The organism is Nocardioides marmoribigeumensis (assembly GCF_031458325.1).
GTDB classification, from domain to species: Bacteria; Actinomycetota; Actinomycetes; order Propionibacteriales; family Nocardioidaceae; genus Marmoricola_A; species Marmoricola_A marmoribigeumensis.
Map to the genome: position 1 here is coordinate 310,649 of NZ_JAVDYG010000001.1, position 12,611 is coordinate 323,259.

The window sequence follows — 12,611 nt, forward strand, 5'->3', positions numbered from 1 at the left end:
CTGCGTCAGCAGCCAGCCCCCCAACCAGGTGTCCCACGGGGATGCGCAGCGCGACGGCTCCACGGGCAGATGGTCCCTGCGCCGCTAGTCATTCGATGTCATGGTCATTGGACATTCGAGGGTCCAACTTGGCTGCATCGGATCGTCTCGGGCCGTCGGGGGCCTTGATCCACTAACTCGGGGGGCCCACATGGGAAACCGACTGCACCTGTTCGCCGCGAGCCTGACGGCCGCCATGGTCACCGTCGGCGCACCAGCACTCGCCGCCATCAACGTCACCAACACTGGTGGGTTCTCCGACGCCACGCCGGCGACCTCGGCCTCGTCCTCGCAGCTCGCCTACTGCGGCGGTGGATCCTCTCAGCCGGCGTGCCCGGGTGGCACCCCGCCCTACCAGGTCAAGTGGGGCCAACCGGCGGGCAGTGGCGGACAGAGCGCCCTCGGCTACACCCCTCACGTCGCCAACGACGTCGGCGCGGACCCGTTCGTGATCGGTACGCTCAAGCACACCAACCTGCCGATCTACGGCGGCACCGAGATCACCTCGGTCAAGCTCCGCATCGCCACGACGGTCGCCGACACCACCCGCACGGTGACCTTCAACGACGCGGTCACCTTCACCCTGAACGTCGACGAGGTGCCCAACGAGGTCTCGAACTGCCCAGGCAGCGCCAATCCGTGCCCGGACTTCATCCGGCTGCCCGCCGGTGGGGTTGCCTTCGACCCGGTCGACCTGGGCAACATGCGCTACCAGCTCACCCTGCTCGGGTTCCGGGCGCCCGGCAGCAGCGTCGTACAGACCACGATGACCAGCCAGGAGGGCGGCTCCAGCACCGTCGAGCTGGTCGGTCAGGTCACGAAGCAGTCGCTGTTGGACGCGGACGCCGGGCCCGACCAAGCGGTCGACGAGGGCGACGCGGTCACGCTCGACGGCACCGGCTCCCAGGTCAGCGGGCTCGACTACACCTGGACCCAGACGGCAGGCCCGACGGTCACGCTCAGCGACCCCCACGCCGCGCAAACGACCTTCACCGCTCCCGAGGTGGCCTCCGACCAGACGGTGAGATTCCAGCTCACGGTGGCCGACCAGCTCGAGCCCACGTACACCGACACCGACGCAGTGGACGTGCTGATCCGGCAGGTCAACAAGGCTCCCGTGGTCTCGGCCGGCGGCCCCTACTCCGGCGCCGAGGGCAGCCCCGTCGCGCTCATCGGGACCGCCACCGATGGGGACCACGACCCGCTCACCCTGGCCTGGACCTACACCGCAGGGCCTGACGTGGACCCCGGCGCAACCTGCACCTTCAGCGACGCCTCAGCGGTGGACCCGATCCTCACCTGCACCGACGACGGCACGTTCCAGGTGAGGCTCTCCGCCGATGACGGCAACGGTGGCGTCACGTCCGACGCCCAGACAGTGATGCTGACGAACGCCGCACCCGTGCTCGGGACCGTGTCCTCGTCCACGAGCGCCCCGCTCGGTATCGGGTCAGCCGTCACCGTGACGGCTCCCTTCACCGACGCCGGCACGCACGACACCCACACATGCGGGGTCGAGTGGGGTGACGGGAGCCCGGTGGCGAGCGATTCGGCGACCGGGCAGTGCACCGGGAGCCACACCTACGCAGAGGCCGGCATCTACACCGTGACCGTGACCGTCACCGACGACGACGGCGGCACCGACACGGGCGAGTCGAGCTACGTCGTGGTCTACGACCCGAGTGCGGGCTTCGTCACCGGTGGCGGCTGGATCATGTCCCCGCGGGGCGCGTACACCGCCGCTCCGGACCTGACAGGCAAGGCGAACTTCGGCTTCGTCGCCAAGTACAAGAAGGGCGCATCCACGCCCGACGGGGAGACGCAGTTCATGTTCCAGGCAGCGGGTCTGGACTTCCACTCCACCAGCTACCAGTGGCTGGTGGTCGCCGGGGCCAAGGCGCAGTACAAGGGCGACGGGACGGTCAACGGACGGAGTGGCTACGGGTTCATGCTCACTGCCCGTGACGGCGACCGCGCTGCCACCCGGACCGCGGACACGCTGCGCCTGAAGATCTGGGACAAGTCGACCGGCGCGGTCGTGTACGACAACGGGCTCGGCGCAGCCGACTCCGCTGACCCGTCAACGGCGTTGGCCAACGGAAGCATCGTGATCCACGGCTGACCGTGGACCGAGGCTCAGGTAGCGTCGAGAACGACCCGGGGCCAGGTCCAGTCGCGATCAAGTAGCCGGCGAGCACGTCGTCGCCGCACGCGGACGCGACGAGGAACGTGTGGCCCAGCAGTTGACGGTGAGCAACGCTGGCACCTGCGCATCGCGTCGCGGGGTCCCGTCGTGCGCTACGACGCGGACGGGCTCGTCGGTGTCGGTGTCGAACGGCCCGGCGTAAAGGTCCTGGTGCACGCGACGGCTGGAAGCCTGGCCTGGGTGCTCAACACCCCGCTTGCGCACCGTCCTCACCAGTTCGCGCTGGCCAGCTCAGTGCCCATCGAGCTGACCGATCCCCCGGTCATCGCACAAACCGAGGTCAGAAGCCTATGAGCGGATGAGCTGGCCTGTAGGCCGGGTTCTGTCCTCGCGCGCCTCACGGCCTCGCGATGGGCGACCATCCATCTGGGACGCCTGTTGCCAGGCGCCTCGTGCGATCCACCCGCGAGCTCGGGCGGGCCGCCCTCGAACGCTCGCGCAGGTCCGGCACGCCGGACCCTCTTGATCTTGCTCCAGGTGGGGTTTACCGAGCCGCGCCGGTCACCCGGCGCGCTGGTGGTCTCTTACACCACCGTTTCACCCTTACCTGGGTCGTGCCCGAAGGCTCGGCCCAGGCGGTCTGTTCTCTGTGGCACTGTCCCGCGGGTCACCCCGGGTGGGTGTTGCCCACCACCTTGCCCTGTGGAGCCCGGACCTTCCTCGACCCGCCGGTTGTACGACGGGCCGCGGTCGCCCGGCCAGCTCATCCGCGCGCCCAGTGTAGGGGCCGGCGCGACCTCAGGGCAGGGTGAACCGCACCCGACGTCGTGCCGGGTCGGCCTCGGTGAGCCGGACCGAGGCCTCCTGGCCCAGCGGGAGGGGCGCACCCGAGCCCGACTCGAGCTTCGCCTCGACGGCGGGCTCGGTCACCATCACCTCGCCCGAGGTGGGGGTGTCCGCCGAGACCGAGACGACCATCCCGGGGAACTCCTCGCCCACGCGGGGCCGGAGCACCACCGCCTCGACCAGGTCGAGCAGCTCGCGCTCGTAGGTGTTCGCCCGGCGCGCCGACTCCCGCATGGTCTCCGGCAGCCCGGGGAGCGCCTCGCGCACCCAGCCGGGCACCTCCTCGCCGGCGCACAGCGCGACGCTCGCCTCCCCGGCGTACCGGTCGACCAGCCGGCGCAGCGGCGCGGTGGTGTGGGCGTACTCCGCGGCGATCGTCGAGTGCCGGCGCTCCTCGGGGAGGTCGCCGTCGAAGGTGACGTAGCCCGACCCGCGCAGCAGCGACGTGCTCGCGGTGAGCAGCGCGGCGTGGTCGGGTCGCGACGGGTCGAGGCTGCGGACGAGGTCGGGGTAGGTCATGTCGGCGGCCCACAGCACGTGCAGGGCGGCGGCGACCCGGCGGAGCCGCGCGATCCCGTCGGGGTCGGCAGGAGCCAGCGTGCGCAGCACACCGACCTTGCCGGTCACCATGATCCCGGCGGCGGCCATCCCGGTGAGCAGCGAGACCTGCGCGTTCCACAGCTCCACGGCGAGCGGCTCGCGGAACTCCAGGCGCCATCCTCCGTCGTCGCGCACGACCTCCTGGTCGGGCAGCGGCAGGCTCACGCCGCCTCGTGCCGCTTCCTGCTCGAGCCGCAGCCGCCCGACGTCGCCGAGCAGGGTGAAGACCTCGTCGCCCCTGCCGGCCTCGAGATCGGCCTGCACTCCGGCGTAGGACAGCTTGGCGCGGCTGCGCACCATCGCCCGCTCGACGCGTACGGCGGTCTGGGCGCCCTCGGCGTCGAGGTCGATCGTCCACAGCAGCGCCGGCCGGGGCCCGTCGGGCAGCAGGGACGCCGCCGCCTCGGACAGCTCCGGCGGGTGCAGCGGGATCTTGCTGCCGACGCCGTACAGCGTCTCGCCGCGGCGGTGCGCCTCCCGGTCGACGGCGCCGCCGGGCCGCACGAACGCGGCGACGTCGGCGATCGCGTAGAACACGCGGAAGCCCGTGCCGGACCGCTCGAGGTGCAGCGCCTGGTCGAGGTCGCGTGAGGACTCCGGGTCGATCGTGACGAACGGCAGGTCGGTGCGGTCGAGGTCCGGCAGCCGCGGGGCCCTCGCCGCGGCGGCGGCCTCCTCGAGCACCTCGGGCGGGAAGCCGTCGGGCAGCTCCAGATCCCGGTGCAGGTCGGCGACCCCCTGCTCGACCGCGGTGTCCGCCTGTGCGGCGACCCGCACCTCCCGTCTCGGCATGGGCCCACCCTAGGCGCGCCACCCAGCAGCCCTAGGGTTTGCGGGTGATCGTGCTGCTGCCTCCCTCGGAGGGGAAGGCGACCCCGCGGCGCGGGGCACCGCTCGACCTCCGGTCGCTGAGCTTCCCCGACCTCACCCCCGCCCGGGAGCGAGTGCTCGACGCCCTGGTCGCGCTGTGCCGCGACGAGCCCGCGCGGGCCGCCGAGGTCCTCGGGCTCGGCCCGACGCAGGCCGAGGCGGTCACCCGCAACGCGACGCTGCGCGAGGCGCCCACGACGAGGGCCGACCGGCTCTACACCGGCGTGCTGTACGACGCCCTCGATCTCGCCACGCTCGACGTGGCGGCGAGGCGTCGCGCGGCCCGGTGGCTGCTGGTGACCAGCGGGCTGTTCGGGTTCGTCCGCCCCGGCGACCGGGTCCCGGCCTACCGCCTGTCCGGCGACGTCACGCTGCCCGGCCTCGGCGGGGTGGCCCGGCACTGGTCGCAGCACCTCGGTGCCGCGGTCGAGGAGGCAGCGGGCCGAGGGCTGGTGGTCGACCTGCGCTCGTCGTCGTACGCCGCGTTCTGGCGGCCCGACCGCGAGTGGGCCCCGCGCGTGGCGACGGTCCGGGTGCTGCACGAGCACCAGGGCACCCGCAAGGTCGTGTCGCACTTCAACAAGGCCACCAAGGGGCGGCTGGTCCGCAGCCTCCTCGAGGAGGGCGCGACGCCGAGCAGCCCGGCGCGGCTGGCCGAGGTGCTGCGTGACCTCGGCTGGACGGTCGAGGTGCCGGAGACGGACGACCGTCGGCCCACCCAGCTCGACGTCGTGGTCAGCGAGGTCTGAGCCGTCCCACCCGGACTCAGGCGAGACCGAGCCGCCCGGCCTCCTCCCAGAGCTGCTCCTTGACGTCCGGGTGGGCGGCATCGCGGATGATGTGCCGGGCCTGCGCCTTCTCGCTGTAGCCGGCCACCTCCGCCACGCCCTGCTCGGTCACCACCGCGGTCTGCTGGAACGAGGTGACCGGCTCGTCGAGCAGCGGCACGATCGTCGAGACGTTGGCCTTGGGGTGCCACGAGCGCAGCGCGATGAACGCCTGCCCGCCCGGGGCGTGCATGGCCCCGACGATGAAGTCGGTCTGCCCGCCGAAACCGGAGTGGATGCGGCGGTTGATCCGCGAGGCGTTGGCCTGGCCGAACAGGTCGACCTCCAGCGCGGTGTTGACCGAGGTCATCAGCCGCTGTCGCGCGATCATCGCGGGGTCGTTGGTCCGCTCGGTGCGCAGCATCCGGACGCGCTCGTTGCCGTCGGCCCAGTCGTAGAGCTCCTGGCTGCCGAAGAGGAACGACGTGGTGAGCGGGTGGGAGCGGTCGAGCACCCCGCGCTCCTCCAGCGCCAGGACCCCGTCGGAGAACATCTCGGTCCACACCCGCAGGTCACGCCGCTCGGTCAGCGCGGCCAGCGTCGCGTCGGGCACGGCCCCGATGCCGAGCTGCAGGGTCGCGCCGTCGGGCACCCGGGCGGCGACCAGGTCGCCGATCCTGCGGCTGTCCTCGCCCGGGGGCCCCGCCGTCACCGCCGGGATCGGGTCGGAGACCTCGACCGCGAGGGAGACCTGGTCGAGGTGGACCTGCGCGTCGCCGTACGTGTAGGGCATGCGGTCGTTGACCACCGCGACCACGAGACCGCCGCGGGAGAGGCAGCCCTCGATCGCCGCCGGCAGCACGTTGACCTCGACACCGAGGCTGAGCAGCCCGTCGCGCGGTGGCGCGCAGTGCAGCAGGACCACGTCGGCGGGGATCATCCGCTGCAGCAGCACCGGCACCAGCGAGAGCCGGCTCGGGACGTAGGACAGCCCCGGGTGGTGGCGCATCCCCGCCCCGACGAAGCAGGTCTCGGCGGTCACCCCCGGACGTTCCGGGAGGCCGGGCGGCGCGTTGAGGACGTGGAGGGTGTACTCCTCCAGCGCCTCGTCGACCGCACGCACACCCGCCCACGGGATCGCGGCGTTGCCGCTGGCGACCACCCGGGGCCGGCCGGGCAGCTGCGCGAGACGGCGGGTGAGCTCCTCGAGGCTGACGGTCCGCATGGACAGCATTGTGCCGCTCAGCGGATGCGCGAGGCCCCCAGGTAGGACGCGGTGCCCGGGAGGCCGTTGAGCAGGCGTACGACGCCCCGGCCGTCGGGGTACCAGGTCAGCACCGTGACCGAGGCGGGCATCACCTCGGTGCGGAACAGGCCGTCCATCGGCAGCTCGAGCACCCCCTGCAGGAGCATCTTGATCGGGGTGAGGTGGGTGACCGCGAGGACCGTGCGGCCGACGTGCTCCTCGCGCAGGGTGTCCCGCACGCGGTCCATCCGCTCGCGCATGCCGTGCATCGAGTCCCCGGTGCCGCCCGCGCGGAACGTCGGGTCGCCGAGCCAGGCGGTGAACCCCTCCGGGTCGCGCTCGACCGCCTCCTTGTAGGTCAGCCCCTCCCAGGCGCCGAAGCTCGCCTCGACCAGCCCCTCGTGGAGGTCGTACGACGCCCCGAGCCGCGCGGCGAGCAGGTCGGCGGTCTGGCGGGTGCGCTGCATCGGGGAGCTGAGCATCACCAGGTCGTGGTCGGCCAGCGGGGCCAGCCACTCGGCGGTCGCCTGCGCCTGCGCTCGGCCGTGGTTGTTGAGCGAGGGGTCGGAGCCGGTGCTGCCGCTGAAGGTGCGGGCGGCGGTGTGGTCGGTGTCGCCGTGGCGGACCAGCACGATCGTGGTCGGGTCGCCCTGCTCCCACGGCGGCCGCGGGGTGCGTGGCGGCGCGACCGGGGCGACCGGGGCGACCGGGGCGACCGGCTCGGTCACCTCGGGAGCCGCCCCGACCACCACGCCCTCGGGCCCGTCGAGGGCCTGGTTGGCCAGCCGGTCGGCGTGCTGGTTGCGGTCGCGCGGCACCCAGGTCCACCGGGTGCCGGCGGGGGCGAGTCGGCTCGCCCGCGCCGCCAGCTGCTTCATGTCGGGGTGCTTGATCTTCCAGTTGCCGGCCATCTGCTCGACGACCAGCTTGGAGTCCATGCGGACCTCGAGCTCGGCGCCGTCGGCGTGCTCGCGGTAGAGCTCGAGCCCGGCGATGAGGCCGGAGTACTCCGCCACGTTGTTGGAGGCCACACCGATGCGCTCGCCGCGCTCGGCGATCACCTCGCCGGTCTCGGCGTCCTTGAGCACCGCGCCGTAGGCCGCGTCTCCGGGGTTGCCGCGGGACCCGCCGTCGGCCTCGACGAGCACGCGCCTGGTCACAAGCCCGACTCGCCCGTCCGCACCAGGATCCGGCCGCACTCCTCGCACCGGACCACCTCGTTGGACGGCAGGGCCTTGATCTGTCCGAGGTCCCGGTTGTCGAGCTGCAGGCTGCAGCCGCTGCAGCGGCGCTGGCGCAGCAGCGCGGCCCCGACGCCGTCCTTCTGCTCGCGCAGCTTGTCGTAGAGCGCGAGCAGGTCGGCCGGAAGGTCCGCGACGACCTGGGCGCGCTTCTCCTTGAGCTTCGCGGCCTGGGCCCGCAGGTCCGTCAGCCGCTCGGCGCGCGCCGCGTCGAGCTCGGCGGCGCGCTGCTCGACCCGCTCCAGCTCGGCGCGAGCGGCGTCGAGGTCGGCCTGGGCCTGCTCGAGGCGCTCCATCACCTCGAGCTCGACGTCCTCGAGGTCCGAGACCCGCTTGTCGAGCGCGAGCAGCTCGTGCTGGAGGTGCTCGAGGTCCTTGGGGTTGGTGATCGTGCCGCCGTCGAGCCGCTGCTGGTCACGGACCCGCCGCGCCTTGACCTGCTCGACGTCGGCGTCGGCCTTCCGCTGCTCGCGGGTCAGGTCGTCGACGGCGAGCCGCAGGTCCTGCGCCCGGCCGTCGAGCTCGTCACGCTGCGCCTTGAGGGCGGCGAGCTCGGGCCCCTCCGGCGGGTTGCGGGCCTGGTGGCGTAGCGCGTCGTGGCCGGAGTCCAGCTCCTGCACGTCGAGCAGCTTGAGCTGGGCGAACGGGTCGGCCTTCACTGCAGGTGTCCTCCTCGGACAGGGTCAGACCCGGAACGTCCACGGGTCCGTGACGATCGTGCTCACGCGGGTGTCCACCGTATAGCCCCGCGCGGCCACCTCCCGGTCCACCTCGGCCCGCACGACCGGCAGCCAGGTCCACTCCGCCGCCCAGTGCGCCACGTCCACCAGCGCCGGCGCCCCCGGCTCCTCGAGGTGCTCGCCGGCCCGGTGGTGCTTGAGGTCGGAGGTCACGAACACGTCGACCCCGGCCCGCGAGGCGTCCTCGAGCAGCGACTCCCCCGATCCCGCCCCGACCGCCACCCGCTGCACGAGCCGGTCCGGGTCGCCCGCCACGCGCACCCCTTGGGCCGTGCGCGGGAAGCGCTGGTCGACGTACGCCGCGAAGTCGCGCAGGCTCATCGGCTCCGGCAGCGTGCCGACCCGCCCGTGGCCCCGGACCGACACCGGGCCCGTCTGGCCGGGGGCGAGCGCGAGCTCGTGGACGTCGTACGCCGGCTCCTCGTAGGGGTGCGCGGCCCGCATCGCGGCGACGACCTCAGCGCGGAGCCGGCGCGGCACGACGGCCTCGACGCGCACCTCGGCGGTGATCTCGGGGCAACCGACCTCGCCGACCGTGGGGTGGGCGCCCTCGAGCGGGCGGAAGCGCCCCTCGCCGACCACGGACCACGTGCACGAGTCGTAATCGCCGATGCGCCCCGCACCCGCGGTCGCGATCGCGGTCCGCACGGCCTCGGCGGCGTCGGTCGGGACGAGGACGACGAGCTTGTCCAGCCCTGCGTCGGTGGGCGACAGCACGCTCAGGTCCTGCAGGTCGAGCGTGTGCGCGATGGCCTCGTTGACGCCGTGGGCAGGCACGTCGGCGCTGGTGTGGGCGGTGTAGAGCGCGATGCCCTCGCGCACGAGCCGGTGCACCACGCGCCCCTTGGGGGTCGTGGCCGCGACCGAGCTCACCGGCGTGAGCAGCAGCGGGTGGTGCACGACCAGGGCGTCGACGCCGCGCTCGACGGCCTCGTCGACCACCGCCTGCACCGGGTCGACGGCGAAGAGCACGCTCGCGACCTCGGCGTCCGGGTCGCCGCACACGAGCCCGACCACGTCCCACGGCTCCGCCCACGACGGGTCGTAGCGCTCCTCGAGGATCTCGACCAGCTCACGCAGAAGCACGTGGGCGCAGCAGGGATCGAACCTGCGACCGCTGGTTTGTAAGACCAGAGCTCTACCGCTGAGCTATGCGCCCGTACGACGCGCGGGGCGTCGCGGAGAGGCGAGCGTACCGGTCCCGCCGGACCGGGCGTGCCGCGCCCGGGTCAGCTGGGCTGGCAGTTCTCGAGCGCGGTGAGGTAGGCCTCGTCCCCGAGCAGCTTGGGGCCGTCGGTGATCGAGATCGGGCCGCCGGTCACGGCCCACTGGCGGCCACGGAAGTTGATCAGGCGCGAGCCGTCGGCGCACTCGTGGCCCCTGGCGGCGACCGGGATCTCGGCGGCGTTGTCGACGCAGCCGTCGTAGTGCTGGGGCAGGGTGCGACCGGGACGCCACGTGGCGCGGCAGTCGGGCATGTTGGTGCGCGTGGCCGACAGCGTCGGCAGCTTGCTCGCCGCGGGCAGCGGCTGGGCGACCGACGTGGTGCCGGACAGGCTCGGCGCGCCCGCGGAGGAGTCGGCCTCCTGGCCGCAGCCGGCGAGCGCGCTCACCGCACAGAGAAGGAGCACCGCACCCGTCGATCGCAACATGGCTCCATCATGTCACTCGGCGACGCTCCTGGCAGCCGACCCGCGGCAACCTCGACGTGGCCGGAAAAAGCAAGTGCAGCCGCTGGCGTCTCGGGTCACCAGCGGCTGCACCACTATTGAACCACGCCTAGGGGTGTGGTGCACGGCGGCAACGCGTGGTTTGGACCACTCCCAGGCAAAGTTTTCCGGGCTCAGCCGGCGTCGCCGTCACCGTCCGTGGCGGCGCTGTCGGAGTCGTCGTCGCCGTCCCCCTCGAGCTTGCGCTTGAGCACCTTGCCGGTGGCGTTGCGCGGGAGTTCGTCGAGGAACTCGATCTCGCGGGGCACCTTGTAGCGGGCGAGGTTGGACTTCACGTGGCCCTTGAGGTCGTCCTCGCTGGCGTCCTTGCCGTCCTCGAGCACGACGAAGGCCTTGAGTCGCTTGCCGTAGTCCTCGTCGTCGACCCCGATGCAGGCCACCTCGTGGACCGCGTCGTGCTTGGCGAGGCAGTCCTCGACCTCCTTGGGGAAGACGTTCTCGCCGCCGGAGACGATCATCTCGTCGTCGCGGCCCTCGACGAAGAGGTGGCCCTGCTCGTCGAAGCGGCCCACGTCGCCCGAGCTCATCAGCCCGTCGATCATGTCCTTGGTCTCCTCGCCGCCGGTGTAGCCCTCGAAGAGGATCCCGTTGCCGACGAAGATGCGCCCGGTCTTGCCCTGCTCGACCTCGTTGCCGTCCTCGTCGAAGATCTTGACGATCGTGGCGTGCGGCGGCTTGCCGGCGGTGCCGGGGGCCTCGCGCAGGTCCTGCGGGGTCGCGACGGTCGCGTAGGCGACCTCGGTCGAGCCGTAGATGTTGTAGAGGTTGTCGCCGAAGGTGTCCATCCACTTGGTGCCCAGGTCACCGGGCAGCGCGGAGCCGGAGGCGGCCACCACCTTGAGGTTGGGGAAGTCGAACCTCGCCAGCTTGTCGTCGCCCAGCTTGAAGATGCGCTGCATCATCACCGGGATCACGACGAGCGAGTCCACGTCGTGCTCCTCCATCGTCTCCAAGCACTGCTCGGGGTCGAACTTGCGACGCAGCACGACCTTGGACTGCAGCAGCATCGCCAGGGCGAGGTGGGCGAACCCCCAGGTGTGGAACAGCGGCGCGGCGATGTGGCAGGTCCAGCCGCGGCGCAGCGGCATCCGCGAGAGCAGGGACACCGCCGCGTCGACGCCGGCGTCGCTGCGGGGCGCGCCCTTCGGCGTACCGGTCGTGCCGGAGGTGAGGATGACGATGCGGCTCTGGGACTCAGGCGCCTCGAGGTCGGCGGTCGCGGAGCCCTTCTCGATCAGCGCCTCGATCGTGGTGGCGTCCTCCGAGGGGGCCTCCAGGTTGTCCTCGTCGTCCTCGACCCAGGCCACGACCCGCTTGATCTCGTCGGGGATCTCCTCGACCAGCTCGCTGAACTCCTCGTCGAAGACGATGACCTTGGGCCCCTCGCGCTCCATCACCTCGACCAGCTGCGGGCCGGAGAACGCGGTGTTGAGGAACAGGATGTCGCCGCCGAGCTTGCTGGCGGCGATGAGCGCGTCGATGAAGTAGCGGTGGTTGCGCGCCATGATCGCGACCCCGTGCTCGGAGTCGACGCCCATCTCGCGCAGGGAGTCGGCCAGGGCGGTGCCCCGCTCGTCGAGCTGCTTCCACGTGAGCTCGCCCAGCTCGTCGACCAGCCCCACCTCGTCGGGCGCCCGCACCGCGAGGGCGGCGAACCCGCCGGCCGGCCCCACGCCCCACTCCTTGAGGGTCAGCGCGAGCTTGGCGAGCTTGCGGGGGCCGTAGGGCTTGACGATGCCACTGGCCAGCAGCACCCGCGCCTTCGTCACCTGGTCTCCGACGAGGGCGGCTGCCTGCCGTGGCTTCTGCATGGGTCTCCTTGAAGATGTGTCCGAGCAACTACAAGAACGAACGAGCACGAGCGCCTGAGGGTACGGGCCGGTGAGGCGGGTCTCAGCGGGCCCGGGCAGGTCTCAGCGGGGTGCGAACCGGTCAGGGAGGCTCTCAGCGAGGGTGGTTCTTGGGCGCCGCGAGACGGGTGGCGGTCCAGTCCGCGCAGATCGACATCGTCGTGGTCACCGCGAGCCCCGCGATGGGTGCCGCCTCGGTGATGTCGGCGGCCTCGACCTCGCCGGGCCGCCCCACCTTGGGAGTGAGCAGCCAGATGACCCCGCCGTCCGCGAGGTCGGTCAGGGCGTCGACCAACGCGTCGACCAAGTCACCGTCGTCCTCACGCCACCACAGCAGGACCGCGTCCACGACGTTGCCGTAGTCGCCGTCGACCAGGTCGCCGTCGACGGCGTTCTCGACCTGGACCCGCAGGTCGTCGTCGACGTCCTCGTCCCAGCCGAACTCCTGGACCACGTCGCCACGGGTGAGACCCAACCGTCCACCTGCGTCCTTGGTGTCGGCGCCCCCGGGGGTCGCACTCACGTCCTGCCTCCTC

11 protein-coding genes, 1 tRNA gene and 1 other RNA gene are annotated in these 12,611 nt (G+C 72.2%); 3 read left to right on the forward strand and 10 right to left on the reverse strand.

The features are described 5' to 3' along the window. Positions 1-190 precede the first annotated feature (190 nt). Together J2S63_RS01500 and J2S63_RS01505 are read left to right on the forward strand one after the other, a co-directional pair. Positions 191-2,161: a choice-of-anchor K domain-containing protein gene (locus J2S63_RS01500; protein ID WP_310297670.1), complete on the forward strand. Its 1,971-nt coding sequence runs from the start codon at positions 191-193 to the stop codon at positions 2,159-2,161. Between the two features lie 171 nt (positions 2,162-2,332). Beyond that, positions 2,333-2,539: a hypothetical protein gene (locus J2S63_RS01505; RefSeq protein WP_310297673.1), complete on the forward strand. Its 207-nt coding sequence runs from the start codon at positions 2,333-2,335 to the stop codon at positions 2,537-2,539. A gap of 1 nt (position 2,540) precedes the next feature. On the opposite strand, the gene rnpB is transcribed toward J2S63_RS01505, so the two are convergent. Together rnpB and J2S63_RS01515 are read right to left on the reverse strand one after the other, a co-directional pair. Beyond that, positions 2,541-2,951, reverse strand: an RNA gene (gene rnpB / locus J2S63_RS01510) — RNase P RNA component class A. Between the two features lie 32 nt (positions 2,952-2,983). Continuing rightward, positions 2,984-4,423 carry an RNB domain-containing ribonuclease gene (locus tag J2S63_RS01515; protein WP_310297676.1) on the reverse strand — a complete coding sequence of 480 codons (1,440 nt, stop codon included), beginning with the start codon at positions 4,421-4,423 and terminating at the stop codon, positions 2,984-2,986. A 44-nt stretch (positions 4,424-4,467) separates the two neighbouring features. Between J2S63_RS01515 and yaaA the strand changes: the two genes are divergently transcribed. Then, positions 4,468-5,250 carry a peroxide stress protein YaaA gene (yaaA, locus tag J2S63_RS01520; RefSeq protein ID WP_310297679.1) on the forward strand — a complete coding sequence of 261 codons (783 nt, stop codon included), beginning with the start codon at positions 4,468-4,470 and terminating at the stop codon, positions 5,248-5,250. A 16-nt stretch (positions 5,251-5,266) separates the two neighbouring features. Here yaaA and J2S63_RS01525 read toward each other — a convergent pair whose 3' ends face one another. The 8 genes from J2S63_RS01525 to J2S63_RS01560 form a co-directional block, all read right to left on the reverse strand. Further along, a complete protein-coding gene (locus tag J2S63_RS01525; RefSeq protein ID WP_310297682.1) occupies positions 5,267-6,493 on the reverse strand; it encodes an acetyl-CoA hydrolase/transferase family protein in 1,227 nt (408 codons plus the stop codon). Between the two features lie 17 nt (positions 6,494-6,510). Continuing rightward, positions 6,511-7,674, reverse strand: coding sequence for a bifunctional RNase H/acid phosphatase (locus tag J2S63_RS01530; RefSeq protein WP_310297685.1), 1,164 nt, complete (start codon positions 7,672-7,674; stop codon positions 6,511-6,513). After that, complete coding sequence (locus J2S63_RS01535) at positions 7,671-8,414, reverse strand: zinc ribbon domain-containing protein (RefSeq protein WP_310297689.1); 744 nt, start codon at positions 8,412-8,414, stop codon at positions 7,671-7,673. The genes J2S63_RS01530 and J2S63_RS01535 overlap by 4 nt, the downstream gene beginning before the upstream one ends. A gap of 24 nt (positions 8,415-8,438) precedes the next feature. Further along, positions 8,439-9,581, reverse strand: a complete 1,143-nt coding sequence (locus J2S63_RS01540) for a Nif3-like dinuclear metal center hexameric protein (RefSeq protein WP_310297692.1) — start codon at positions 9,579-9,581, stop codon at positions 8,439-8,441. A gap of 1 nt (position 9,582) precedes the next feature. After that, positions 9,583-9,654, reverse strand: a tRNA-Val gene (locus J2S63_RS01545). A gap of 70 nt (positions 9,655-9,724) precedes the next feature. Beyond that, positions 9,725-10,147: a hypothetical protein gene (locus tag J2S63_RS01550; RefSeq protein WP_310297696.1), complete on the reverse strand. Its 423-nt coding sequence runs from the start codon at positions 10,145-10,147 to the stop codon at positions 9,725-9,727. A gap of 191 nt (positions 10,148-10,338) precedes the next feature. Then, positions 10,339-12,036, reverse strand: coding sequence for an AMP-binding protein (locus J2S63_RS01555; RefSeq protein ID WP_310297698.1), 1,698 nt, complete (start codon positions 12,034-12,036; stop codon positions 10,339-10,341). Between the two features lie 133 nt (positions 12,037-12,169). Continuing rightward, positions 12,170-12,598, reverse strand: a complete 429-nt coding sequence (locus J2S63_RS01560) for a DUF3052 domain-containing protein (protein WP_310297702.1) — start codon at positions 12,596-12,598, stop codon at positions 12,170-12,172. Positions 12,599-12,611 lie beyond the last annotated feature (13 nt).

Bases quoted from the DNA above. Each gene is read 5' to 3' on its own strand.
- J2S63_RS01500 (WP_310297670.1), top strand. From the start codon at position 191: ATGGGAAACCGACTGCACCTGTTCGCCGCGAGCCTGACGGCCGCCATG.
- J2S63_RS01515 (WP_310297676.1), bottom strand. From the start codon at position 4,423: ATGCCGAGACGGGAGGTGCGGGTCGCCGCACAGGCGGACACCGCGGTC.
- J2S63_RS01525 (WP_310297682.1), bottom strand. From the start codon at position 6,493: ATGCGGACCGTCAGCCTCGAGGAGCTCACCCGCCGTCTCGCGCAGCTG.
- J2S63_RS01550 (WP_310297696.1), bottom strand. From the start codon at position 10,147: ATGTTGCGATCGACGGGTGCGGTGCTCCTTCTCTGTGCGGTGAGCGCG.
- J2S63_RS01555 (WP_310297698.1), bottom strand. From the start codon at position 12,036: ATGCAGAAGCCACGGCAGGCAGCCGCCCTCGTCGGAGACCAGGTGACG.